General features: G+C 49.6%; 21 protein-coding genes. All 21 read left to right on the top strand.

The window, feature by feature from the left end; genetic code table 11:
* The first annotated feature begins 64 nt into the window (after positions 1-64).
* Positions 65-637, top strand: a complete 573-nt coding sequence (locus tag IEW11_RS07885) for a cob(I)yrinic acid a,c-diamide adenosyltransferase (RefSeq protein WP_188530513.1) — start codon at positions 65-67, stop codon at positions 635-637.
* Positions 634-1,590, top strand: coding sequence for an RluA family pseudouridine synthase (locus IEW11_RS07880; RefSeq protein WP_188530512.1), 957 nt, complete (start codon positions 634-636; stop codon positions 1,588-1,590). The genes IEW11_RS07885 and IEW11_RS07880 overlap by 4 nt, the downstream gene beginning before the upstream one ends.
* 25 nt (positions 1,591-1,615) lie before the next feature.
* Positions 1,616-1,987 carry an arsenate reductase family protein gene (locus tag IEW11_RS07875; protein WP_188530511.1) on the top strand — a complete coding sequence of 124 codons (372 nt, stop codon included), beginning with the start codon at positions 1,616-1,618 and terminating at the stop codon, positions 1,985-1,987.
* Positions 1,988-1,997: 10 nt separating this feature from the next.
* A complete protein-coding gene (locus IEW11_RS07870; RefSeq protein WP_188530510.1) occupies positions 1,998-3,071 on the top strand; it encodes a site-2 protease family protein in 1,074 nt (357 codons plus the stop codon).
* Between the two features lie 25 nt (positions 3,072-3,096).
* Entirely contained in the window at positions 3,097-4,317 is a 1,221-nt protein-coding gene (locus tag IEW11_RS07865; protein WP_229725051.1) for an aminotransferase class I/II-fold pyridoxal phosphate-dependent enzyme, read from the top strand.
* 24 nt (positions 4,318-4,341) lie between these two features.
* Positions 4,342-5,244, top strand: coding sequence for a 5'-3' exonuclease (locus IEW11_RS07860; RefSeq protein WP_229725012.1), 903 nt, complete (start codon positions 4,342-4,344; stop codon positions 5,242-5,244).
* A 316-nt stretch (positions 5,245-5,560) separates the two neighbouring features.
* Complete coding sequence (locus tag IEW11_RS07855; protein ID WP_188530509.1) at positions 5,561-8,794, top strand: S8 family serine peptidase; 3,234 nt, start codon at positions 5,561-5,563, stop codon at positions 8,792-8,794.
* A gap of 227 nt (positions 8,795-9,021) precedes the next feature.
* Entirely contained in the window at positions 9,022-9,216 is a 195-nt protein-coding gene (locus tag IEW11_RS07850) for a hypothetical protein (protein WP_188530508.1), read from the top strand.
* A 156-nt stretch (positions 9,217-9,372) separates the two neighbouring features.
* A complete protein-coding gene (locus tag IEW11_RS07845; RefSeq protein WP_188530507.1) occupies positions 9,373-11,133 on the top strand; it encodes a methyl-accepting chemotaxis protein in 1,761 nt (586 codons plus the stop codon).
* A gap of 187 nt (positions 11,134-11,320) precedes the next feature.
* The gene (locus tag IEW11_RS07840; RefSeq protein ID WP_188530506.1) at positions 11,321-11,692 is read left to right on the top strand and encodes a sensory rhodopsin transducer; all 372 of its coding nucleotides are present in this window, start codon (positions 11,321-11,323) and stop codon (positions 11,690-11,692) included.
* A 138-nt stretch (positions 11,693-11,830) separates the two neighbouring features.
* Positions 11,831-12,895 (top strand): Gfo/Idh/MocA family protein, encoded by a 1,065-nt coding sequence (locus IEW11_RS07835; protein ID WP_188530505.1) that lies wholly within the window; start codon positions 11,831-11,833, stop codon positions 12,893-12,895.
* A 79-nt stretch (positions 12,896-12,974) separates the two neighbouring features.
* Positions 12,975-14,084 carry a Gfo/Idh/MocA family protein gene (locus IEW11_RS07830; RefSeq protein ID WP_188530504.1) on the top strand — a complete coding sequence of 370 codons (1,110 nt, stop codon included), beginning with the start codon at positions 12,975-12,977 and terminating at the stop codon, positions 14,082-14,084.
* Positions 14,085-14,104: 20 nt separating this feature from the next.
* Entirely contained in the window at positions 14,105-14,908 is an 804-nt protein-coding gene (locus tag IEW11_RS07825; protein WP_188530503.1) for a sugar phosphate isomerase/epimerase family protein, read from the top strand.
* A 28-nt stretch (positions 14,909-14,936) separates the two neighbouring features.
* Complete coding sequence (locus tag IEW11_RS07820; protein WP_188530502.1) at positions 14,937-16,382, top strand: sulfatase family protein; 1,446 nt, start codon at positions 14,937-14,939, stop codon at positions 16,380-16,382.
* A complete protein-coding gene (locus IEW11_RS07815) occupies positions 16,379-17,401 on the top strand; it encodes a Gfo/Idh/MocA family protein (RefSeq protein WP_188530501.1) in 1,023 nt (340 codons plus the stop codon). The genes IEW11_RS07820 and IEW11_RS07815 overlap by 4 nt, the downstream gene beginning before the upstream one ends.
* Complete coding sequence (gene cysC, locus IEW11_RS07810; RefSeq protein WP_188530500.1) at positions 17,402-17,968, top strand: adenylyl-sulfate kinase; 567 nt, start codon at positions 17,402-17,404, stop codon at positions 17,966-17,968.
* Complete coding sequence (locus IEW11_RS07805) at positions 17,965-19,383, top strand: sulfatase family protein (RefSeq protein ID WP_188530499.1); 1,419 nt, start codon at positions 17,965-17,967, stop codon at positions 19,381-19,383. The genes cysC and IEW11_RS07805 overlap by 4 nt, the downstream gene beginning before the upstream one ends.
* Before the next feature lie 53 nt (positions 19,384-19,436).
* Positions 19,437-20,360, top strand: a complete 924-nt coding sequence (locus tag IEW11_RS07800; RefSeq protein WP_188530498.1) for an AraC family transcriptional regulator — start codon at positions 19,437-19,439, stop codon at positions 20,358-20,360.
* Positions 20,357-21,772: a sulfatase family protein gene (locus tag IEW11_RS07795; RefSeq protein WP_188530497.1), complete on the top strand. Its 1,416-nt coding sequence runs from the start codon at positions 20,357-20,359 to the stop codon at positions 21,770-21,772. Before IEW11_RS07800 ends, IEW11_RS07795 begins: the two co-directional genes overlap by 4 nt.
* A 26-nt stretch (positions 21,773-21,798) precedes the next feature.
* Complete coding sequence (locus IEW11_RS07790; RefSeq protein ID WP_188530496.1) at positions 21,799-23,643, top strand: cache domain-containing sensor histidine kinase; 1,845 nt, start codon at positions 21,799-21,801, stop codon at positions 23,641-23,643.
* Positions 23,618-25,138 carry a response regulator transcription factor gene (locus IEW11_RS07785; protein WP_188530495.1) on the top strand — a complete coding sequence of 507 codons (1,521 nt, stop codon included), beginning with the start codon at positions 23,618-23,620 and terminating at the stop codon, positions 25,136-25,138. Before IEW11_RS07790 ends, IEW11_RS07785 begins: the two co-directional genes overlap by 26 nt.
* The last annotated feature ends 39 nt before the right edge of the window (positions 25,139-25,177 follow it).

The following is a 25,177-nucleotide window of genomic DNA, read 5'->3' as shown; positions in this document are numbered from 1 at the left end:
CTTTTTTGGCGCGGCAATATTATGATATAGTTAGGATACGAATAGGGAAGGGAAGAAAATAAGGATGAAAATTTATACGCGGACGGGCGACAAAGGCCAGACTTCCTTAATCGGGGGCCGTGTTCGTAAGGACGATATTCGTGTAGAAGCATACGGAACGATCGATGAGCTGAATGCCTATACCGGCCAAGCCGCTGCGCTCGCAGCCAGATCCGGTGATCTAAGCGATCTTGCGCAGCATCTCGAGCAAATTATGCAGGAGCTGTTCGATTGTGGTTCGGACCTTGCTTTTGCGGATGAAAAACAGCCGGTCTATAAAGTGACAGGCGAACCTGCTGTGGAGCTCGAATCGTTGATCGATCAATATACCGCCCAAGCGCCGGACATTACGCGATTTATCCTGCCCGGGGGAAGCGATTTGTCCGCCCAGCTGCATGTATGCCGTACGGTATGCCGCCGCGCGGAACGGCGCATCGTCACATTGGCGGAGCATCATCCCGTCAATCCCGAAGTGATGATCTATATTAACCGGCTGTCAGATTTTTTCTTCGCGGCTGCAAGAGCGGCAAACGCACGCCAAGGCATGGCGGATGTCGAATATGTACGCAGCGCGGAGGTGTTCCGGAAATCCAAATGACAAATACCCAATATTATGCTCCCCTTACTTTGGAAATCACACCGGATGATGAAGGGAAAATGGTGAGAACGGTCCTTGAGCGCCGGCTGGGCGTCTCCCGCAAGCTGATGTCACGTTTAAAGCTGACGGACGAAGGCATTATGTTAAACGGACGGCGAGTATACACATCGGAGAGGGTCCATGCGGGCGACGTATTGGCGTTACGTATGGAGCAGGAGCAGTCGGATGATATTTTACCGCAGCCGATGTACCTAGATATTATTTATGAAGACGATTATTTATTGATCATCAATAAACCGGCAGGAATCATTGTCCATCCGACTCATGGCCATTATACGGGCACGCTCGCCAACGGCGTTGTTCATCATTGGATGGAACGGGGAGAGAAGATTAGATTTCGGCCTATACACAGGCTCGATCAGGAAACGTCCGGAGTGGTCGCCATCGCCAAAAATCCATATGTGCATCAACAGCTGTCGGAGCAGATGCAGCGCGGGGAGATCGAGAAGGAATACTGCGCTTTTGTATATGGCGCTCCAGAACAGCGTGATGGAACCGTTGACGCTCCGATCGACCGTGACCCGGACATGCCGCATGTCCGAATCGTAACGGCGGATGGATATCCTTCCATTACACATTATCAAACGGTTCATGTTTTCGGCGATCGCGGTGCGTCATTGGTGCGATTGCAGCTAGAGACCGGCCGTACCCATCAAATTCGCGTGCATATGAAACATATCGGCTGTCCGTTGATCGGGGATAAAATGTACGGCAACCCCAAGTTTGCGGAGCTTGGCTGGGCGGAGCAAGCGGAAGCCGCTGCAGGACGCCAAGCACTGCATGCGCAGCGGCTGGCATTTGTACATCCATATACGAAGCAAAATATTTCGTTTAAAGCGGAGCTTCCAGAGGATTTGCTGGAACTGGAACGTTTATTATCAACACTTAAATGATAGATAAAGGGGCTTTCAACTAAAGATGAGCAAATTACAAGTTTATTATTATCCGAAGTGCGGCACATGCCGCAATGCGTTGAAATGGCTGAAAGAAAATGAACGTGAAATGGAGCTTTACGACCTCTTCGAGCAGGCGCCGTCAGAGGGAATCATACGTGGATGGCTGGAGAAAAGCGGCCTGGAATTGAAGAAATTTTTCAACACGTCAGGCGAGGTCTACAAAGAAATGAAGTTAAAGGACAAGCTGCCTAAGATGTCGGAAGACGAGCAGATTAAGCTTCTGGCTTCGAATGGCAGGCTGATCAAACGTCCGGTTGTTTCCGATGGAGAGCAAGTAACGGTCGGCTTTAAAGAAGACGAATATAGCCGCGTATGGTCGGCTTCGGGGAAGTGAGAAGACGGCCGTGACAGATAAACGTAAACAAAACAAGCGCAATCCTTGGTGGATTTTGGGTGCAGTGTTGTTTTTTATCATCACAAAGGGCAAGAGCCTATTGCTCGCGCTTAGTAAGTTTGCAGGTCCGCTGATCAGTATGGCTGTAACCGTGGGCGCTTATGCGCTGTTAAGCCCGATTTGGTTCGCGGTAGGCTTAGTTTTGCTGATTCTTGTACATGAGCTCGGACATGTTATTGCGGCGAAGAGAAAGGGCTTGCCGGTCAGCGCGCCCTTGTTTATTCCGTTTATCGGGGCGTTGATTACGATGAAGCGCCATCCCAAGGATGCAGTTACTGAGGCATACATTGCGTATGGCGGTCCGCTAGTTGGTACGATCGGCGCGCTTATCGTATATGCTGCCGGACTCATCACGGAGATGTCTTTTCTGTTTGTGCTGGCCAATGTCGGTTTTTTTATAAATCTGATCAATCTGCTGCCGATTCATCCGCTTGACGGCGGCCGGATTTCCACGGCTGTGAGCAGGTGGTTATGGGTTCCTGGCCTGATCGGAGGCGCAGTCCTTATCATCGTCATGAAGAGCCCGCTTTTATTTATCATCTGGGCGCTGTTTGCCTGGGATTTGTATCAGAAATTTTTCCGTTACCGCAAGAGCGGCAAACCCTATCATATGGTAGGCGTATACGAGATTGATATTCAGCAGTTGGGGCTGCCGGCGTGGTATTTCTCGGGCGAGCAGCATGCGCGTGAGCTTCCCTTTACGACGTACAGCAAACTAAGCGGTGAACAAATCGTCCGTTTTGATTGGGAGACGTTGAATTTCCGGGGGGAAATGGAACTCCCTTTGCAGGGTATTGTGAAAAAAGTGCAGCTTACCGGAAGTGAACGGTTTGAAAAGGATGGCAGTGAGCAGCTGCGGATTAATGTACGGGTCGATTATGAAAAATACGAGAATGACCGTTACTATGAGGTACCGGTTGCGGTTCGGTGGAAATATGGCTTTGCATACGGCGGATTGGCCCTCTTCTTGTTGTTCATGATGTGGCATATTCAAACCTCCGGCGTTGTAGAGCCAATCCGATAGACCGATTATTGGAGGGAACAGCTTGATTACAGATACAAAATGGCGGTCCGAGCGGCTGCCGCGTTTAGGCTCCGCGATATTTGCCGATGTGGCGTCATGGAAGGAAGAAGCGCGCCAGTCCGGAATGGATGTGATCGATCTGGGCATCGGAAGCCCGGATCGGGCGCCGTCGGATAGGGTTAGGCGAGCGTTAAGCGAAGAGGTACTGCGGCTGGATCGTTACGCATATCCGGCATCACGGGGAAGTGCGGCTTTTCGCGAACAAGCGGCTCTATGGATGCAACACCGTTTTGGGGTTTCCTTGGATCCGGATCACGAAGTGCTTGCACTGATGGGTTCTCAGGACGGATTGGCTCATTTGGCGCTTGCGGTTACGAACCCGGGAGATGCGGTATTGGTGCCAGATCCTGGTTATCCGATCTATGCGGCAGGATTAGCGGTGGCCGGAGTAGAAGCTATCTATGTACCATTGCGGGAAGTGAACGATTTTTTGCCTGATCTTGATGCGATTCCAGAGGAGTCATGGAGGAAAGCAAAATTCATTTTACTGAACTTCCCAAGCAATCCGGTTTCATCGGTAGCGGAGCTGCCGTTCTTTGAGAAGCTGATTAAGATGGCGAAGCATTATGGCGTGCTTGTTGTGCATGATCTGGCCTATTCCGAGATGGCCTTCGATGGTTACAGGCCGCCAAGTATTTTGGAGGTACCCGGGGCGCTCGATATTGCCGTGGAGTTTCATTCCTTATCGAAGAGCTTTAACATGGCAGGCTGCCGGATCGGATTTCTCACCGGTAACCGGGAGGCGATCGGAGCGCTTCGCGATCTGAAGGCTAATCTCGACTACGGCGTTTTTGATGCGCTACAGCAGGCCGGAATCGTGGCGCTGCAGGAGGATATGGAGCGGGTCGGGGCTCCGGTGGGTGCGCTGTATGAGAGGCGGCGCGACAGCTTCGTGCAAGCATTGCGTGAAGAGGGATGGAACGTGGCTAAGCCAAAGGCGACCATGTTTATCTGGGCGGCTCTTCCTGGGGCTGCGGTGTCGAATGGTTGGACATCCCGTCGAATTTCCCAGGAAATGCTGCGCAAGACGGGCGTAGCGGTCATACCGGGCGATGCCTTCGGCCAAGAAGGGGAAGGTTATGTTCGTATCGCATTGGTAGAAGAGGAAGAAAGGTTAGTAGAGGCTGCCAGACGGATTGGGCGATTTATTCGCGAAGAATTGAACCAAAACATGCCGAAATTTTAGTTTTGGGGAAACGGGGGAGAAGAAATGCAAGTTGAGATGGAGATAGAGTTGCAGGCGGCGGATAGACCAAACCGATTGCTGTTGGTGGATGGAATGGCACTTTTGTTCCGCGCATACTTTGCCACATCGTTCACGGGCTCAATCCGCCGCACCAACTCGGGTATTCCAGTGAATGGCGTACACGGTTTTGTACGGTATTTCTGGGATGCCGTTAAGAAGTTCGAGCCTACGCATATTGTATGCTGCTGGGATATGGGAAGCACGACGTTTCGGACAGAGCAGTTCGCTAATTACAAGGCGAACCGGCCGGAAGCGCCGATCGATCTGATTCCGCAGTTTGATCTGGTGAAAGAGGTTGTGGACAGCTTCGGGATCCCTAATGTCGGGATTGCCGGGTTTGAGGCCGACGATTGTATCGGGACGCTTGCAAGGTTCCACAGCAAGGATGCAGAAGTATTCGTGTTAACGGGCGATCATGATATGCTGCAGCTAGTGGATGATCGGGTCACCGTTGTCATCATGAAAAAAGGCCATGGCAATTATGCAGTGTATACACCGCAATTTTTATTGGAGGAACGCAAGCTAACACCGGCTCAGATCATTGATCTGAAAGGCTTGATGGGCGACACAAGCGATAATTACCCGGGCGTAAAAGGCATCGGGGAGAAAACAGCGTTGAAGCTAATCCAAGATTACGGCACGATCGATATCATGTTGGAGCGTCTGCCGGAGCTTTCCAAAAGCATCCGTGCCAAGATCGAAGCGGATCTGGAGATGCTCCATCTGTCACGCGATTTGGCGCGCATCCGCTGCGATGCGCCTGTCGCTATTGAGCTGCAGCAGTGCCGCTGGACGCTGAACCGGGCGAATGTGGTGAACAAGTTCGAGGAACTGGAGTTCGGCAGCTTGATTAAGCTGATTGGGTGATCCCATCCGTCTTAATTGGCATTTAACGGTCATTTTGCAGGCTGAACAAGGAACAGCTCATCCATTATTGGAAGAGCTGTTCTTTTAATTTAACTTATAAAGTTTAGTGAATATAACAATTAGTTTATTATTTATAATATAACTCTATCAACCAGCAGCCTTCAAAATATATGGATAAGTTTATAATATAATATAAATTTTAAGTGATTTATAACGTTCATTGTAACAATAATTAGTAATTTTATACAGAATAACAAGAAAGAAGAGGTTGGTGAGAACTAATTAAACATTTCACTTGTTAAGGAGGTTGATATTGATGTACAAGACAAATGGTTTGTATGATATCAAAGTTTTGATGGTTATCTCATTGCTATTGTTTGTATTCTTCCCCGTTTCTACCTCGTACGGCGAAGGTTCATCAGATGGCAATTCCGCTGATGGCCAGCTCGTTCGTACCGAAGAAGCGTTACCGGGTCAAATCTTGATTAAATATAAACAAAGACCGGACAACCGCAACTTCGGCGCTCGATCGGTAACCAATATATCAGGGACAAGTTATAAGAAACTGGACTATTCTCCTAATATGGATGTAATAGAAAAGATTGAGCAGCTTGAATCCGATCCTGCAGTTGCTTATGCTGAGCCGGTCTACCGGGTTTACACTTCCACTGTGGTTACAGAATCCGTTTATTTTAATCCTTCCGATCCGGTTTATATGAAAACATGGGGACAGCAGGTGACGGGCCTTGCACAAGCGCGGGAGTTTACAACACCTGAACAAAACAAGAGAGTAAAGGTTGCTGTCCTTGATACCGGAGTTGACCTGGATCATCCCGATCTGGCAGGTCACCTGCTTCCAGGCAAAAATTTTGTGACCTCAGAAATCGCCCGTAATCCGAGTGCTCCCCCTCAAGACTATAACGGTCATGGTACGCATGTGGCAGGCATTATCGCTGCGAATGCACAGCATCCGGATGGATACGCAGGCATCGCACCAGGTACATCCATTGTACCGGTTAAAATATTAAATAATAATGGTATAGGGGATACTGCCGGACTTCTATCCGGGATAGAATACGCCATGCAGCAGCAGGTGGACTTTATTAATTTAAGTTTGGGTTTTTATTCCAGTAGCAATGCGGTTCATGATGCGGTGAAGAGAGCGGCTGCCCAGGGTATATTAATTTTTTCGGCTTCCGGTAACGATAGCAACCATTGGATTGGCAGCGAACCCGGTCAGCTTTTCCAATCAAGCAATGATACGGGACGATATTTCGGGTTGACGAATTATCCGGCTGCTTATCCTGAAGTGGTCAGCGTCGGGGCGCTGGCACAGCTTGCAGATCATTCACTAACCATCGCCGATTTTTCCAACATAGGTAAAGTGGATATTGCTGCGCCGGGCGTTAACATTTACAGCACTTATCTTGAAGAGCCCAATGTGATTGGAGACGGGTATGCCGTAATGCACGGTACGTCGCAGGCGGCACCGTTCGCTGCGGGTTTTGCCGCGCTGCTGAAATCGCGCAATCCAGCATTGACAGCAGGGGAAATCCGCCAGATCCTTCAGGATACAGCAAGAGAGATTTCTTTAACAAGGTTGAATTACAATGACAATTCATATCGGCTCGAGCCTTCTACGATGGCTGAATACTTTGGGAGCGGCCTGATCAGGAGCGAAGGGGCATACACATTTCCGAGGCTTCAAATGGATTTGGACACGAGTTTATTCGCAAGCGAGCGTAAGGTAAAAGCTGATGTTCGCATCGTTGATTCGTATGGAGCTATTATCGGGCAAGATGCTGGAGCTGCTCTGCAGGCTTGGAGTGTCAAAGAAGATGAACCGCTTGGTGCAATAACAAGAACGCTCATCTCTGAGAGCGATATTCCCCTTCAGGCGGGAGATGGTGCAGCGACATTGACCCTGCCGGATCAGGATGTTTATCATTTTGTCATTTACAGTGCTAATCGATTGGACGGAGACCGTATGATCCGTTCCAAGTTTTACGAATTGATCCGCAGACCGCGTACGCCGGTAGCGAATCTTGTAAGCGGCGTTTATAACGGCAAACAAACGGTCAGCTTGTCGGACAACACACAAGGGGCCAAGGTTTATTATATGTTCAGCGCTGCAGTTGGTGGCAACGTAACATCGGGAGTATACAACGGCTCCATACCGATCACGGAGTCCGGCGTGCTCACTGTTTTCTCATTGAAGAACCATGTGTTCAGTGAAAAAGCTTATTACCACTATATAATTAACCCAGAGAGTGCTTCTGCGATGCCTGACAGCAGCGCTGGCGGGGAGGTGATTGTCCCAGTCCCTGCCCCGGCACCGACGCCACCAGCTCCGGCACCAATACCAGCACCGACGCCAACGCCGACTCCTGTACCTGCACCGACGCCAGCGGCGCCGGAGAAAGAAATCGTTTCCGGGGAACGCGGAAAGGTTGTTCATGTAAGGCCGGAGCAGAATGAACTGGTAAAGCTTATTGAAGATAACACAATTAATGTAGTGACAATCGATGCGAGAGCTAATGACGATATTGATCAAGTCTATGTGATTCTACCTATAAAGGCGCTCCAGCTTGCTGCGGCGGGCAAGAAGACCGTGAATATTGAAGCGGACGATTTCACCCTCTCGTTTCCTCCGGGAGCGATAGAAAAAGCAGCAGTTGATGCCGACGTTACCTTTATCGCCCAAAAGAAGACCGAGAGCGATATCCGTCCGGCAAAAACGTTTGAAGGCGAACGGCGGTCGCCATTATATGACTTTAACTTATCAGCTGACGGCAAAAAGATAACCAGGTTCAACACGCCTGTTAAAATCTCTTTCTTGATTGATAATACCGGCTACGATCCGGATAAACTAGGCATTTTCCTGTTTGAAGAGACTAAAAATAGCTGGGTCTATGCAGGGGGCAAAATAACCGGAGGCTTGATCGAAGCTAATGTAAAGCATTTTTCTACTTATGGTGTGTTTGAGCTTGATAAAACCTTCGACGACATTAAGGGGCATTGGGCCCGTAAAGAGATTGAAACCTTGGCATCCAAGCAAATCATCACAGGTGTCAACGCATCACAGTTTATACCGGGCGTACAAGTAAACCGGGCACAGTTTGCTTCCCTTTTGGCAAGGACGCTTCTTCTGGATGAGCAGGCTGAGGGGATTCACTTTCATGATGTACCGGCAAACGCTTGGTATGCCCAAGAAGTTATGAGGGCTTTTGAGGCGGGGATTATTAACGGGGTAAGCAGCACCCGTTTTGAACCGGACAAAGCATTGACCAGGGAACAGATGGCTGCGATGCTGGTGAAGGCATACTTGTCCGCTGCCGGGAAACAGCTTAGTGAGATCGGAGAGAATGAGCGTATGAGCTACAAGGATGAGATGGAAATAAGCCCGTGGGCAAGAGAATATGTCCGCGCGGCAGCTGTATTGGGGCTTCTTCACGGTATGCCTGATCAGCGGTTTGAACCGAAAGGAATAACAAGCAGAGCACAGGCAGCGAGAGCTGTCTACCAATTGTTTTCAATCATTCCATCTTAGCTGGATATGTCGTAATATTCATATCATTTGTACTCTGTAACAAATCAAATGAAGAGACATAGAGATATGGCAGATTATTCAAAAGATCTAATGATCCGTTGACGATAAACCGGTAATTTAAGGATATTCCCTTAAATTACCGGTTTTTTTAATTTCAATCTGCTTTTAATATGGAGACAGTCGTTTCAGCTCGCTTTGCAGATTTATTCTAAAAAATAAGGGGAAATATGCCGATTACAATTAAAGAAGATATTGGAAGGTATGAGGCTGTTAGAGATATCGTTTCTGAGCTGGAAGTGTTTTTTGGCGGAGCAGCGCAAGAAATCTTTGTGAAGCTAAGTGCAATGAACAAAGAGGGAGCTTATCCAGCTGGACAAAACGTTGGTGTCTATATTTTCCAGTATATTTCAAATTATCAATAGTATGGAGGCGGAGGGTGCGGAAGGGGACCAAGCGTGCAAGAAGGCAATTGGTTTAACGAAGGAAGAAATTGTGGATCTCATAGCCATATTTGGAAGCTGAACTGAAGCAATTGTGATCGAAATACCGCTCGTCAACAACACATTGGGGGTAACTGCATGAATTTGCGTAAACACATCACATTCTCTTTCCGGTCCTTATCAACCAAATTAATTATGATTTCCCTTATGCTGCTTTGCATTCCAAGCATTACAGTCGGCGTTATAAGTTATATGAATGCAAAAGAAGAAATGAACAACTCGGCTAAAATTCAACTGAAGAATGATGTAAATCTGGTTATATCGACCATTGAGCTTTTAAATAAAGAAGTGGAAAAAGGAAATATCACGCTGGAGGAAGCGCAGGAAAGCGTGAAGGAGAAGATATTAGGGCCATTGGGCTCTGATGGAAAGCGTCCCATCAACAAGGATATCGATTTGGGCGAGCATGGTTATTTTTATATTCTTGACGGGGATGGAATGCTGCTGGCCCACCCCAACATAGAAGGGGATAGTCTATGGGACGTAGTGTTAGAAGACGGTCGGATGCTGGGACAAGAATTAGTGAAATTAGGCCGGAATAACGGCGGCTATCTCATTTATGATTGGCCTTTGCCTAATTCCGCTCAAGTGGCCTCCAAAATTACCTATTCCAAGATGGAAACGGATTGGGGATGGATTGTAGTTGTCGGTTCGTATATGAGCGATTACAATAGCGGGGCGAACCGCATCCTTGAAAGCATGGCCATTACCCTTTTGGTTTCGGTGATCGTTGGGATAATAGTGATGTTATTCTTTGTCAGGCGAATCACAAGGCCGATTAACCGGATCACAGAATACTCAAAACGGGTAGCAAGCGGAGACCTTACGCTTGAGGAGCTTAAAATCCAAAGCAGAGATGAGCTAGGCCAATTAACCGGGCATTTCAATGCCATGGTGATAAACCTGAAGAGGGTTATTTCTCAAGTCAATTCCAGTGCAGATCGGTTGACTGCCTCAGCGGAGCAATTATCGGCCGGCGCCGACCAGACGGGTAAGGCGACAGAACAGATCACCCTGGCTATCCAGGAGGTTTCGTCAGGCTCTGAACAGCAGGTCCAACGGGTATCGGTTGCTAATCGGACCGCACTCGAAACCTCTCAGGGTTTGGAAACAATATCGGCATCCATACAATCCGTTGCCGGGCTGTCGGATGCTGCAAGTAATGAAGCCTCTCTTGGGAATGATGTTGTGAATCAAGCGGTTCATCAAATGAACGAGGTACAGCAGCAAGTACAAAATACAACACAAGTGGTTAATATTCTTGGAGAAAAATCAAATGAGATCGGCGAAATTGTAAGTTTAATTACTGAAATATCCAATCAAACGAATTTACTTGCCTTAAATGCGGCTATAGAGGCTGCACGTGCTGGGGAGCATGGACGTGGATTTGCGGTCGTTGCCGGTGAAGTCCGGAAGCTGGCGGAACAATCGGGTGCTGCAACAGAAGGAATCAGGGAGCTCATTGGGCAGATTCAAAAAGAAATCGCCGGAGCGGTGGAATCGATGCATATGGGGCAAAGATCCGTGAATGAAGGGATTCGAACGGTAAATCAAACGGGAGATGCCTTTAAACGAATATTAAAAATGGTCGAAGAGGTGTCTCTTCAATCCCAAGAGGCGGCGGCGATCGTACAACAGGTGAATGACGGTACGAAGGACATGGTTCATACGATGGAAATGGTGTCTGTCATATCGCAAGAAGCAGCAGGAAACGCTCAGAGCGTAGCTGCAGCGGCGGAGGAGCAATTAGCCTCTATGGAAGAAATTACTTCATCCGCCCAAACTCTTTCGGGAATGGCCGAAGAGTTACAGGATGTGATCAGGAAGTTTAAAATGTAAGAACACGCAGGATTAGTACGCGGCAAGGCTTGAGCAGGGTTTACCGCTCAAGCCTTGTTTGTTTTTGAGAACCTGAATTGTCCCGATCGAACAGCAAGGTGTCGCATATGACAATGAACAATTCAATGGAAAACGATACGCTTAGATCGAGAAGTATATTCTTGTTCGACGGAAGGGAGCAGAGCGTATGATTGGCAAAAAAACCTGGATAATACCGGATGGATTTCTTCAGCCGAAGAGTACGGGAGAAGAAGTGAGCCATGAAGCCGTTTGTGTGTTGAATTTAGGAGATCAGGGTGCTGATATTCGGTTAACCTTTTATTTCGAGGACAGGGAGCCGATGGATCGATTTTTGTCCACCTGCGGCGCACAGCGGACACATCATATCCGGTTGGACAAATTAAAGGACGAAACAGGAAGCTCTGTTCCTATGGGAGTTCCTTATGCGATTAAAGTAGACAGCAGCGTGCCGGTTGTCGTTCAGCACAGCAGGCTCGACACATCTCAGGAGGCATTGGCGCTGTTCACGACGATGGCGTTTCCGGTAACCGAAGAGTAGGAAAAAGAATATTCATTTTGTCCGGATCGAAAATGTGATTGTCCCGATCAGTCATGAAGCGGGCGAAAGAGTTCATTATGATAGAAATAGGAAACGTTTTCAAACCATGCAGGGCCAAATTGCGGAGGAGAGGAAATGATGGATAAACCGATAGGCGTAGGCATTCTCGGTTTTGCGCACGGACATGTCAATGCATACTGCGAGGAGTGGGGCAAGCTCGAACACGGAGTCAAGGTTACAGCAGGCTGGGATCATGATGCGAAACGATTGGAGACCGCCAGGCAAGCTTATGGGATCAAGGCGTACTCCAGTGCCGATGAGCTGCTCGCCTGTGAAGATATTCAGGCGGTAGTGATCGCTTCGGAGACTTTGCTGCATGCGGAACTGGTTGAAGCCGCTGCGGCGCAGGGCAAAGCCGTCGTGCTGCAAAAACCAATGGCGCTCACGTTGGCTGAAGCGGACCGGATCGTAGAGGCTGTTCATAAGCATCATGTTCCGTTTACATTAGCCTGGCAGATGAGAGTAGATGCGCAAAACCTGCAAATGAAAGCGTGGCTGGAGAGCGGCGAGCTTGGTCAGGTATTCATGGTTCGCCGCCGGCATGGGCTGCCAGTAGCGTTAAACGATGAGTTCGTCGACTCGTGGCATGTCGATCCCGCTTATAACCGGGATATCTGGGCGGATGATTCCTCGCATCCGATTGATTTTATCCATTGGCTGCTCGGTGCCCCGGACAGTATCACTGCAGAATTGGAATCGCTTTATCATCCAGAAATCCCAAACGATAACGGTATTGTATTGTTCCGGTATATCGGAGGTCCGATTGCCGAAGTGAGCTGTTCCTTTACGTGCACCGCAGCGGAGAACACGACGGAAATCATTTGTGAACGAGGTACAATCGTGCAAAATTACGGGGATGTGCCCAGCTGCAATGTCCCGCGGCCCGAGGGCGCGGCCGGGCTGAAGCGGTTCGATGTGTCTACGGAAGCCTGGACGGCAAACGATATCGCAAGCCCGCCTCATCATGGGCATCGGATTCGCGGATTGGCTAAGCCGCTGGCTGAATTTATCAGAGGAGAGCGAGAACCGATTGCAACGGCCGAGGAAGGGCGGATGTCGCTGCGTATGGTGCTTGCCAGCTATGTATCTTCCCGGGAGGGACGCCGCGTCCGGCTGGATGATCCGGCTATCGCGCAAGTGTAATCGAAATCCCAAATAACGAGAGACGAAAGGAAGGTGAAGTTTCCGGATTTCCGATCCATCGGAAACCGGAAACGCACATATGGCAGTTAAAATAGGCATTGTCGGAATGAATGGAATCGGTAATAATCATGCGGCCTGTTATAAGGAAGATGAACTGGCACAGCTCGTTGGCGTGTGCGATGTGGTGAAGGAGCGCGCTGACGTAGCTGCTGAAAAATTCGGAGTGAAGGCTTACTACAGCCTCAAAGATATGATCGAGAACGAACCGGATCTGCAGGTTGTAGACGTCACGACAGGTGGAATTGACAACGGCAGCTGGCATTATGAACCCGCGATGGAGGCGATGAGCTACGGCAAGCATGTTCTGATCGAGAAGCCGCTCGCCCACGATATTCACGAAGGAAGAGAGCTGGTTGCATTCGCTGAGAAGCAAAAGGTTTACCTTGGTTGCAATCTTAACCATTATTTCACGCCGCCAGCTGAGAAAGCCAAGCAGTATATCGACAGCGGCGACATCGGAGAGCTGGTCTATTGTCTTGCGAAGATGGGCTTCAATGGCGGGGAAGCAAATTACGCGCCTGCGGGCTCTCCAAAAATCAAGGGCCACCCATACTTCCACATGAGAGCGTTTCTAACCCATCCGTTCAGCGTTATGCGGCATTTCTGCGGTGACATTACGCACATCCAAACCTTTTCCGATCGTCCCGGCTTCCGCCGCAGCGCAGGGGATGTCATGGTCTCGATCAACAGTATTCATGTGAAGTTCGCTAATGGCGGCGTCGGTTATTTGCTCAGCCAAAGGGGAGATGCGGTATACGGCCTTGGCGGCTGGTGGAGCCTGGAGATGGCGGGCACCAAAGGGACGTTCACAATCGAGAATTGCGTGGAAAAGGTATCGTACTGGAAAGCGGAGAAAGGCATCGCCCCGATCAGTGTCCAGCCGGAGCCGGTGGTTACGGATTTCGGGACGAATGATTTCAGCAGAACCTTCAACAACCGTCTTCACGCCTTTTTGGAGGACATATCAAACCAGGTGCCTTTCGATCAACTGCGTGCGAACGGAAGAGACGCGCTAGCCGTATTGGAGTATACCTACGCCGTTCAGGAGTCGTATGAGCGCGGAGGAGAAGTTGTCAGGCCGCACCGGCTGCCGCCGCTGCACGGTAATCCGTTGTTCATGAAAAATTAAATTCTAGGAGGCAATTATAAATGATCAAATTAGGTGTAAATTCCGTTTTATTCAGTCAATTTGACTTTGCAACTGCCGCGAGGCAAATCGCGCTTAGCGGTTATGACGGCGTCGAAATCGCCGCCATCCAAGGAATGTGCGAGCATTTGGATCTGAGCCGCTGGAAGGAGCAAAAAAGCGAGCTGCAGGCGATCGTTCAAGAGAACGGACTGGAGTTTCTGTCTACAGAGGTCGCGTCCTTGAAGGAAGAGAGATTGCTGCCGGCATTCGAAGCGGCTGCGGAAATCGGAATCCCGATCGTCAATGTAGGCCCCGGCGGAAAGCTGGGCGTGGAGGAGGATTTGCAAGCATCGATTGATACATTGGCAAAAATGACGGAGAGAGCGGCTTCGTATGGCATCACTTTATGCGTGAAGGCGCATGTGGGCAATGCCATCTATAATACGCCGACAACGCAACGTGCGATGGAAGCCATCCCATTCCCCGCATTCGGGATCGATATGGATCCAAGCCATATTCACAGAGCGGGAGAAAATGCGGAAGAAGCGCTGCCGGCTGTGCTTAGCCGGGTGAAACACGTTCATATCCGTGACTGCAAAGGCCGTGAGCAGGGGCCGGGCCCGATCGAGCTGCAAGCGTGCGGACGGGGAGAAATCGATCTGTTCGGTTATTGCAAAGCGATGGTAGATGGCGGTTATGACGGTCCGGTAGTGGTGGAAGTGATCGGCTCCAAGCCCGAGCATTCGCTTGCCCAAGTTTCGATTGTTGCGGCAGAGTCATACGGTTATCTGAATGCATGCCTGAAAAAGCTGAATGCCCGATAACACAACCAACGTTTAGGAGGACAAAAACATGCCACAAAAAAAACCGAATGTCATTATTTTTGGTATCGATAGCTTGCGGCGCGATCATATGAGCGCATACGGTTATTCCCGATTGACGACGCCTCATCTGGATAAGGTTGCATCTGAGGGCGTACTGTTCGAGCAGCATTTCAGCCCGAGCATTCCAACTACGCCGGCCTACGCGTCAATGCTGACGGGCATGGATGTGTTCGGAACAGACGTGGTGGCGCTTAGGCACGAGGGCCCGATGGGCGATCATGTGCAGACGCTGGCTGATGTGTTGGGCAAAAATGGATATAACACAACCTGTGTCGGATTCACGGGCAATCCGTCCTCGCGCGGCTTTCAAACTTATCTCGACTACGAATCCTGGGTTCCCGATGAAACCGGACGTACCCCGAAGGCGCAAAATCTAAATGATGTAACGATACCGGAGCTGGAACGCCTTGCCGCTTCAGAGGAGCCGTTCTTCTTATTTCTCAGGCACATGGATCCGCATTCGCCATATTTGCCGCCGGTGCCGTATGAGCGGATGTTCTACGGCAGTGATGAGAAGGCGCCGGATAACCGATCGATGGAACCGGTATATAATTTCAAGCCATTCGCCGACTTCCTGAAATCATGGATCCCTGAAGGCGTTACCGATCAGGAATATGTGACAGCTCAGTACGATGGCGCAATCGCTTATATGGATGCATGCATCCAAAATCTGTTCGCCAAGCTGGAAGCGCTGGGCATCGAAGAAGAAACACTTGTTGTCATCACCTCCGACCACGGTGAAACGCTGTATGAGCACGATTGCTACTTCGATCACCATGGACTGTACGACTGCACGCTGGTCGTTCCGCTCGTTATTAAGTTTCCGGGCCGTGTGCCGGCAGGGAAACGGGTATCCGATGTCTCGCTGATCTCGGATATTATGCCGACGGTGCTCGAGCTGTTAAATATTCAGAGTGAATCCGGTTTTGACGGACGCAGCCTTACGCCTCAGATGGCCGGTAAGGAAACGAAACGAATCAGCGAGTTCTACATTACAGAATGCACCTGGATGCGCAAGCATGGATGGCGCACGCCGGAATGGAAGCTGATCTGCGCGCTGGAGCCGGACTTTCATTTCAAGCCGGAGGTGGAGCTGTACAACCTGATTCAAGACCCGGAAGAAAACGTGAACCTGGCCGATCAAGAGCCGGAGGTCGTGGCATTGCTGCAAAAACGGATGAATGATCATATTGCAAGGCGCGAGCAGCAGGTCGATCGGATCAATCCGATCTATACGAACTTGAACTGGCATGGGAAAGGCAAAACCTTTACCTCATCGCAGGAGGCGTATGAATCGCTTCATATCGGTTCGGTTGTGGGTGCCCGCTCCCTGCAGGCGAAGGATCAGGGTAATGCCCTGCTCAATGAACGAGCCGCTCAAGCTGAGGAAAAGGTAAAGGAAGGTTCAAAATGATCAAAGTCGCAGTCGTCGGTGTCAACAATATCGGTAAAATCCACTGCCGCGCTTATCTGCAGCATCCGGACACAGCGCTTGCCGCCGTGTGTGATCTGATGCCGGAGCGGGCCGGCGCGGCCGGACGTGAATATGATGTTCCCTTCTATACGGATCTGCGGGAGCTTCTGGATAAAGAGACGGTTGATGTCGTCGTTGTGGCAACGGCAGGCGTGGAGAAGGGCAGCCATCATTTCCAGCCTGCCATGACAGCGATCGAAGCAGGCAGGGATGTGCTCGTGGAGAAGCCGATTTCCAATCAGATCGAAGAAGCCCGCCAATTAGTTGCTTTTGCCCGTGAGAAGGGTATCCGGTTAGCCTGCAACTTGAATCATCGATTTACGCCAATGGCTTATAAGGCAAAGGAATTAGTCACACAAGGGAAGCTCGGTTCACTGTTGTTCCTCAATATGCGCCTGACGATTCAGAATCCGCAGGATGAGACGGAATGGCTTCATATGCGGGCGCTGCATCCTCATTCCATCGACGTGATGCGTTATTTTGCGGGCGATGTAAAGCGTGTACAGTCGTTTATGACGAAGGCGCCGGGCAGAAGTTCGTGGTCGACCGTATCCGTGAATATGGAATTCACCTCCGGAGCGGTCGGGCATTTAACAGGAAGTTATGATATGTCGATGCGTCACCCGATTGAATACTGCGAGGTAGCCGGTCATGAAGGGCGGCTTGTGATCGACAATGTCTATGAACAGATGACATACTATCCGCACCACGCCAATGAATTAACAGTTATCAGAAATCCGTTGTTTGGCGGCATGCAAGGATTTAATGATACGTTCGGGCAGCGGATCAACCGTTTCATCGAGCAGATTAAGGCGGGTGCTGCGCCAGGAGACATTGAAGCCTCCGGCGCCGATGCGCTTGCCGCGCAGGAAGTAATAGAAGCTGCAATTCGTTCACACCAGCTTGGCGGAACCCCTGTAGATGTACCGCCAGCCTTGGTAAAGCGGGAGGGGATTTAGATGGACAGACAGCAGGGATCGGTACTTTGGTTTACAGGCTTATCCGGCGCCGGCAAGACCACGACAGCGAGATGCGTGGAAGAGAAGCTCCGCAGCCAAGGCCGGCGCGTGGAATTGTTTGATGGCGACGTGATGCGGGAGACGATCTGTAAGGGGCTGGGCTTCAGCAGAGAGGAAAGGTTTGAAAATACTCGCAGAATCGCGTGGGTTTCCAAGCTGCTTTCGCGCAACGGTGTGGATGTTATCGTATCGGCCATTACGCCATACCAAGAAATGAGGGCATTCGCCCGTCAAGAGATTCCCGGCTTTGTGGAGATCTATGTGAAATGTCCGCTCCAGGAATGCGAGCGCCGGGATGTTAAAGGTCTGTATGCCAAAGCGCGGCGCGGCGAATTAAAACATTTTACGGGTATTTCAGACCCATATGAAGAACCGCTGCATCCTGAAATTACGGTGGACACATCAGCCTTTTCTTTAGAGCATAACTGCGCTTTCATTTTGTCATGGCTGGACAAATACGGGACTGTTGACCGATGCGCCCTGCAGGGAGGATACTATACGATATGAAGATCATTCTGATCTCGCTGGATACGCTCCGCGCCTCCCGGTTAAGCGGGTATGGCTACGGAAAACCGACAAGTCCGCATCTGGACCGTATTGCCAGCCAGGGTGTATTGTTCGAACGCGCATATGCTGCAGACATTCCTACCGAAGTGGCGCACACCGGCATTTTTACCGGCAAGGTCGGCCTGACGACCGGGGTCGTGTCGCATGGCTCGGACCTGACTCATCTGCCCAAAACAACCGCATGGCTGCCCAATATGCTGCGGTCCGCAGGATTTACGACGTCGGCTGTGGATAATTTGTATCAGCTTAAAGAGTGGTTTGCCAGAGGATACCGGTATTACATGAACAGCGTCGGAGGCAACCGCTGGATCGACGGGAAAACCGTTAACGGGCTCGCAATGCCTTGGATCGAGCAGCACAAGGAGGAAGATTTCTTTTTATTCCTTCATTATTGGGACGCCCATACGCCATATTTGCCGCCCGAATCCTACATCCCCGATTTCTATGAAAGCGGCCGTGATCCGTATGATCCGGCGAACAAAAGCATGGAGAAGGCCTATAATCATATGGCATATCCCTTCTTTAAACATCATCATTATGACCTCGTCGGCCCGGTTACAGACGGCGCGTACTACAATGCGCTCTATGATGCGGAGATTCGTTACCTGGATGATCGGCTGAAGGAGCTGGACGATCATTTGAATGCACTGGGCATCCAAGATGATACGTTAATCATTCTGTTCGGTGACCATGGCGAGAGCTTAATGGAGCATGATATTTATTGGGATCATTGCGGATTGTACGAACCTACCGTCCATGTACCCGTCATCATGCGTTGGCCCGGCCGGATTCCGGCTGGACGGCGCGTATCGGGGCTTGTTCAGCAGGTTGATCTGCTGCCGACGATATTGGAGGCGATCCGCAGCGAGGCGCCCCAAGGAATCGACCTGGCCAAGCTTGAGGATCCGTCCGGGCTTGACGGGCGAAGCCTGTGGCCGGCGATCAAAGGGGAAAAGGAAGGGACTCACGATACCGTCTATCTCAGCGAATGCGCTTGGCAGGCGGCGAGGGGGATTCGGACGGACCGTTACAAATTTATCCGCACTTATGATTCAGGCCCGTTCACCCGTCCGCCCAGGGAGCTTTATGACACCATCACCGATCCAGAGGAAACGAAGAACCTGGCGGTTGTGCAGCATGAGCTGGCCGATCAGCTGGAACACCAATTGGAGCAATGGGTTGCCTGTAAACTGGCCGGCCGCAAGGATCCGATGGAGATACAGCTTGAGGAGGCGGGCCTTCCTTTCCGCAAGCGGATCAATCAAATACTGGCTTCTGCAGGACTGACCTGGGAAGATTGGAAGAAGGATCCGCGCCGCGAACGATTCGACAGAGCCGTACAAACCGTTCATTGAGAGGTAAAGCTTACGATCGTACGATCAGAGTCTTTTGCAGAGGGGATGGACGCATGCAGGATATTTTGGGCAGCAATCGCTACATGAAAGAAGAATTTCCTTTCTGGATTACACGGACGGAGCAGGGCTCGATTGCCGAGCATGGCCATGAGTTTGTCGAGCTCGTGTATGTGGCGCGCGGCAAGGGTGTCCATATCTTTCAAGGTACCGAGTACGATATTGATGCCGGAGATGTATTTATCATTAATCCCGGGGAAACGCATGCTTATTCCGTAACCCCGGGCGAACAAATGGAAATTATCAATTGTTTGTTTATGCCCTCTTTCATCCCCGACGCTCTGCTGAGCGAGCTGGAGATTACGGGTTCAATGGACTATTTTTACGTCCACCCTTTTCTGAAGCATGACGTTCGTTTCAACCACCACCTTAATCTGCATGGACAGGATGCAGCAGCTGTCCTTACACTGCTTGAAAGCATGATCCGGGAAATCGGTTTACGCGGTCTGGGCCATACGACGCTGATCAGGCTGCAGATGATCGAGTTACTCGTACTGCTTTCCCGTTATTACACCTTAATGCAAAAACAGCGAATTTACCTCTCCCCGCGCCAATTGGAGCGTGAGATGACCGCCAAGCGCATCTACGGTTATCTGGAACGCAACTATGACAAGAAGATCACTCTGCAATCGCTCGCCGGCTTGTTTAATGTCAGTACCCGCCATTTAAACCGTCTCATAAGGGAGGAGTTCAGCCGAAGCGTGATCGATGTGCTGCATGAGATTCGCATCGAAAGGGCGAAACATTTGCTGCTTGAATCGGATGAAAAGGTCATCGTTGTTGCGACTATGGTCGGGTATGATGACCCGTCGTTCTTCAGCAGGCTGTTTGTCCGGCACGTCGGCTGCTCACCCAGCCAATACCGCACTGGATTAGAGCTTCAAGTGCTGCGCAGTGCTAAGGAGGACGCCCCGGTATGAAAGCAGAATTACCCAATGTACTTTTGATCACGGCTGACCAGCTTCGTTACGATTGTGTCGGGTACAGCGGCAAGTATCCCGTTCGCACGCCGAATCTGGATCTTCTGGCGTCGCAAAGCGTTGCATTCTCTCATGCCTACTCCAATATTCCGGTATGCGGTCCAGCCAGGCAGTCCCTTTTGAACGGGAGAAGGTCGGAGATGTTTGGCGCCCTGTGGAATTATAACGGCGCGCTGCCTGTGGCTTCGCTCCAGCCGGATGCATATGCATGGACCAAAACGCTTGCAAACAGCGGTTATATGTCAGCTTTCCTTGGGAAGTGGGGCGTAAATCCGGTGTTTGATCCTACTGCATTCGGCTATCAGACATACGTGAGTGAATCAGATTACCGGAATTATAGGAAGAATCTTTATCCAGAAGTAAGCTATACCAACGGATTTTTCGGTGAAGTGAATCCGATTCCGGTCGAGGACGCGCAAACGCACTGGTTCGCAAAGCAGGCGATTGAAACGCTTGAGCGGCTGCAATCCGGAGGCGGCCCATGGCATTTGGCCCTTCATTTCCCGGAGCCGCACTTGCCCTGCCGGCCATCGGGACGATTCGCAATGATGTACGATCCGGCCGCCATACCACAGTGGGACGGATTCTCCGAAACCTTCGCGGGCAAGCCCTACATTCAGCAGCAGCAGCTATACAGCTGGGGGATTGAGCAATTCACATGGGAAGATTGGGCCCCTATCGCTGCCAGATATTACGGCATCATCAGCCAAATGGATGAGGCGATCGGCCGTGTTCTTACGGCGCTTGATAAACTCGATGCGGCAAAAAATACGATCGTCATCTTCACGGCCGACCACGGCGACATGTGCGGCTCCCATCGGATGATGGACAAACATTATATCCTATACGACGATGTGGTGCGCGTACCGCTGATCATTCGGCTGCCTGACCGCCGGCAGGAAGGGATCGTATGCAGCCGGTTCGTGTATAATTTTCTTGATTTTGCGCCCACCTTGCTAGAGCTGCTTGGACTGGAGGCTGATGACCCGGGAAATCTGCAGGGAACATCGCTGGTGCCGCTCCTCTCAGAGCATCAAGGCACGATACCATGGCGGGATTTCATCGTTTCGACCTATAACGGACAGCAGTTCGGATTATATACGCAGCGCATGATACGTACGGAGCAATGGAAATATGTGTGGAATCCTACCGATACCGATGAATTATACGATTTGCTGGCCGATCCGGCAGAGCTGGCCAACCGGATCACAGAATCGGACGGCAGCGGGATACTGACTGAGCTGAGGCGTAAATTATACGAGCAGCTGACGAAGGACGGTGATGCGCTTGCAGGCAATGAATGGACCCGCCGTCAACTGCTCGGTGGAAGCAAGCTCGTGCGCAGGACATAAACCCTTTTGAAGAGAGTGGATTGGGCATGCGGCGCTGGAATGATCTGATGTTAAAAACAAAAATGTTTGTTACGTTTTCGGCGGTCTCGTTATTTATTATCCTGTTAACCTGTCTTATTTTCTATTATAAAAATGTTAATGACATCAAAAACCAGACGTACTCGCTGTCAGAAATGATAACCAAGCAGTTCAGCAGAACGTTTGAATTGTATATGCAGGAGATTGAGAAGCTGTCCATATCGATCTTTGGCGACCCCGTTATTCAGAGCAACCTGCTCGCGCATTATGAAACGTTCGATCCCGTTGAAAATAACCGCATTGAAATTTCCATTAATTCGCGGCTTTTTAATCATGCCCACTCAAGGCCCCACGTAGAAAGTATCGCGATCTTCACTTTGGATGGGGATGTCTACTACGTTTCCAAAGGACAAAACCAGCTGTTAAATAATTCATTACAGAATGAAACTTGGTTTGAAAACAACCCGAAAATCTATGAAAATACATTCTTCCTGGTGCCTACCGCCAAAGAAAATGCGATCGGGGGAACGCAAGTCCATGTGATTCCCTTCGTGCGCAATATTAATCGTGTACCTTCACGCAATGTAATGGGATACATGAAGATCAATATTAATGCCGATGTCATCGATAATATGCTGGTTCCTTCAGACACCAACGAAATGGAGAAAAATATGCGGGTGTTTATTATTACGGACGAAGGGCATATCGTGTACGATAACAAACATGAACTGACCGGCCGTACAAGCATCGATATGGACACTTCGATTTTGCAGCGGGATCATCGCTATGGAGATATGATCTGGAACGGCAAGCAGTATCTCTATACCTATGAAAAATCAAGTTATTCCGGCTGGAATACCATGATTCTTATTCCAAATGATTTTATTTTATCAGAGCAAAAAAGATCGCAATACATCCTCATTATCGTCGGGCTCCTCGCCACGCTGATCATAGCTGTGGTTTCTTATGTTTTATCCCACCATATTACCCTTCCGCTGCGCTATATGATGAAGAAAATGAACCGGGTGGAGCAGGGCGATTTCAGCCAACGTATGACATTTGAAGGAAACAATGAAATCGGCCGGTTAAGCCGGATCTATAACAATATGCTGGACAGTATCTCCCGCTTGATCAGCGAGGTTTATGAGTCCAAACTGGCAGAGAAAAATGCTCAATTGTCGGCTTTGCAGGCGCAGATCAATCCGCATTTTTTATACAACACCTTGAATATTATGAAGTCAATCAGCCGCATCCGGGGCATTGAAGAGGTAGCGGAAATGTCAGAATCGCTGGCGGAATTATTTCAATACAGCATGCACAATTTGCAGCATCCGGTGCCGCTAAGGCAAGAAATGGACCATATCCACAACTACATGAACATTCAGCAGCACCGATTCAGCAACCGGTTCGAGCTGCGATGCGATATTCCCGAGGAGCTGCTCCAAGCCTCGGTATTAAAATTAACAATCCAGCCGCTGATTGAAAATGCGATTATACACGGCCTTGGCAAAGTAAAATCCGGAGGTTATATCGATGTGTCGGCACGGAAGGTGAATGGGATTCTAACCATTGAGGTTGCGGATAACGGCAAGGGAATGGATGATGAGCAGCTGTTCCTGCTGCAGCATTCGCTCCGGGCCCCGAATCGGATGAAGGAGCTTCAGGATGAAACACGCGGCATCGGGCTGCGTAACATCGGGCAGCGCATTCAACTGCTGTATGGTGAAAATCACGGGATTGAAGTCGTGAGTCAGCCAGGCGCAGGAACGACGGTAAAACTGAATTTTCCATACCTTACACATGAAAATGAGGAAGGGAAGGCTGCACATGAATATTTTTCTCGTGGAGGATGAGCGGTGGGCTTTGGCTGAATTGGTAGAGTTATTTAAGATTTATGAACCGGAGCATCAAATTTATGCTTTCGAAAATGGCGAGGATGCGTTAGCCGCCGCAAGCCACACCAAGCCGCAGCTGGTATTAACCGATATTAATATGCCGGGCATGGACGGCTTGGAGCTGATCAGCCGATTGAACCGGATCGACCAGACGGTTAAAGGCATTATTTTGAGCGTGCACGATCAGTTTGAATATGCGCAAAAAGGGGTGAAGATCGGGGTTATCGACTATTTGCTCAAGCCTGTAAAAAAGAACGTCCTTTACCAAACGATTGACAAGTCCCTCGAAGGCATAAAAAGCGATGACAAGCAAAAAGAAGAACGGTTGAAGTGGTCGATTACACAAATGATGTTCGATTGTGCCATGAACGAGGATGAGCATACGGTCTCGATCTACCATCGCAAGTATTGCATTGCCTTACTCCTGCTGGAAAACTGGGCCACGAAGAAAAGCTGGAAAGACACATATATTGTCGAGAGCGGGATTAAGAAGCAATTCACTTACAGGGCGGGTAAGGAGAGCGAGGTGGTGTGCGTCGATATCGATTCACAGCGCAAGGTCCTTTTGCTGCCGATGACCGATGACTTACATCGAAGCGCCATCATATCTAATCTTCGTTCATTCTATCAGCAATTGAACCATCATCGTCTCCATGTACATCTCAGTTATGTTTTCAAAAAAGAAAAAGAACGGATGCATACTTGCTTTGACTTCTTAAACAAACAAATCGAGGAACATATGCTATTAGGCAATTCCACATGGATCTATCCGGAGATGAGCAGCCGGGACGTGGATCTCAGCGGAATATGGGATAAGGTCAGAGTGCTGGAAATGTTATATAAAAAAGGCGATATCCTGAAAGGAAAAGAGGCGATCGATAAAATATTGCTGGAGCTTCAAATGAAGGAGATCACAAAGAGACAGCTGATGCTGTTTATTAACGATCTGTTTTACTCTTTAAAATATAATCTTCAATCCTCGGAAAAAAGAGACATCAATATCAATAAATTGCAAGAAGATATTCATTTGTTGGATGAAATCACCACGTTCAGCGAATTGGCGAAATGGCTGGGCGACAAAATAGTAGATGTATTTAGCGGGCATGAAGCGAAGGATATGAAGCCTAAAGGCCTTATTCCCGTTATCTTGAATTGGATCCACACGAATTATCAGTACGATATTTCCTTACAGCAGTTCGCCGCAGACAACCATGTCAGCTTGGGATATTTGTCCAGGCTCTTCAAGTCGCAAACGGGGTATACGTTCTCTGATTATTTGATTCGCTATCGTATAGGCAAGGCGAAGGAGTTGCTGATAGACGGGGTCGATCGAATGTCTGATGTCGGCAGCCTTGTCGGTTACGAGGATCCGAAGCATTTCCGTCATGTTTTCAAAAAAATAGTAGGCGAGCCGCCTAACAGTTATGTGAAACGGATAAATGGCCGTCCTTAGTGAATGTTTTTCTGTAAAAAGAAAAATTCCCCCCCTAAA

Origin of the sequence: Paenibacillus abyssi (genome assembly GCF_014640295.1) — a bacterium.
GTDB lineage: Bacteria > Bacillota > Bacilli > Paenibacillales > Paenibacillaceae > Paenibacillus_D > Paenibacillus_D abyssi.
This window is presented reverse-complemented; position numbering and strand designations above follow the sequence as displayed.

Bases quoted from the DNA above. Each gene is read 5' to 3' on its own strand.
- IEW11_RS07880 (WP_188530512.1), top strand. From the start codon at position 634: ATGACAAATACCCAATATTATGCTCCCCTTACTTTGGAAATCACACCG.
- IEW11_RS07885 (WP_188530513.1), top strand. From the start codon at position 65: ATGAAAATTTATACGCGGACGGGCGACAAAGGCCAGACTTCCTTAATC.
- IEW11_RS07835 (WP_188530505.1), top strand. From the start codon at position 11,831: ATGGATAAACCGATAGGCGTAGGCATTCTCGGTTTTGCGCACGGACAT.
- cysC (WP_188530500.1), top strand. From the start codon at position 17,402: ATGGACAGACAGCAGGGATCGGTACTTTGGTTTACAGGCTTATCCGGC.
- IEW11_RS07825 (WP_188530503.1), top strand. From the start codon at position 14,105: ATGATCAAATTAGGTGTAAATTCCGTTTTATTCAGTCAATTTGACTTT.
- IEW11_RS07845 (WP_188530507.1), top strand. From the start codon at position 9,373: ATGAATTTGCGTAAACACATCACATTCTCTTTCCGGTCCTTATCAACC.
- IEW11_RS07830 (WP_188530504.1), top strand. From the start codon at position 12,975: ATGGCAGTTAAAATAGGCATTGTCGGAATGAATGGAATCGGTAATAAT.
- IEW11_RS07785 (WP_188530495.1), top strand. From the start codon at position 23,618: ATGAATATTTTTCTCGTGGAGGATGAGCGGTGGGCTTTGGCTGAATTG.
- IEW11_RS07840 (WP_188530506.1), top strand. From the start codon at position 11,321: ATGATTGGCAAAAAAACCTGGATAATACCGGATGGATTTCTTCAGCCG.
- IEW11_RS07800 (WP_188530498.1), top strand. From the start codon at position 19,437: ATGCAGGATATTTTGGGCAGCAATCGCTACATGAAAGAAGAATTTCCT.
- IEW11_RS07875 (WP_188530511.1), top strand. From the start codon at position 1,616: ATGAGCAAATTACAAGTTTATTATTATCCGAAGTGCGGCACATGCCGC.
- IEW11_RS07820 (WP_188530502.1), top strand. From the start codon at position 14,937: ATGCCACAAAAAAAACCGAATGTCATTATTTTTGGTATCGATAGCTTG.
- IEW11_RS07805 (WP_188530499.1), top strand. From the start codon at position 17,965: ATGAAGATCATTCTGATCTCGCTGGATACGCTCCGCGCCTCCCGGTTA.
- IEW11_RS07795 (WP_188530497.1), top strand. From the start codon at position 20,357: ATGAAAGCAGAATTACCCAATGTACTTTTGATCACGGCTGACCAGCTT.
- IEW11_RS07850 (WP_188530508.1), top strand. From the start codon at position 9,022: ATGCCGATTACAATTAAAGAAGATATTGGAAGGTATGAGGCTGTTAGA.
- IEW11_RS07815 (WP_188530501.1), top strand. From the start codon at position 16,379: ATGATCAAAGTCGCAGTCGTCGGTGTCAACAATATCGGTAAAATCCAC.
- IEW11_RS07855 (WP_188530509.1), top strand. From the start codon at position 5,561: ATGTACAAGACAAATGGTTTGTATGATATCAAAGTTTTGATGGTTATC.
- IEW11_RS07790 (WP_188530496.1), top strand. From the start codon at position 21,799: ATGCGGCGCTGGAATGATCTGATGTTAAAAACAAAAATGTTTGTTACG.
- IEW11_RS07860 (WP_229725012.1), top strand. From the start codon at position 4,342: ATGCAAGTTGAGATGGAGATAGAGTTGCAGGCGGCGGATAGACCAAAC.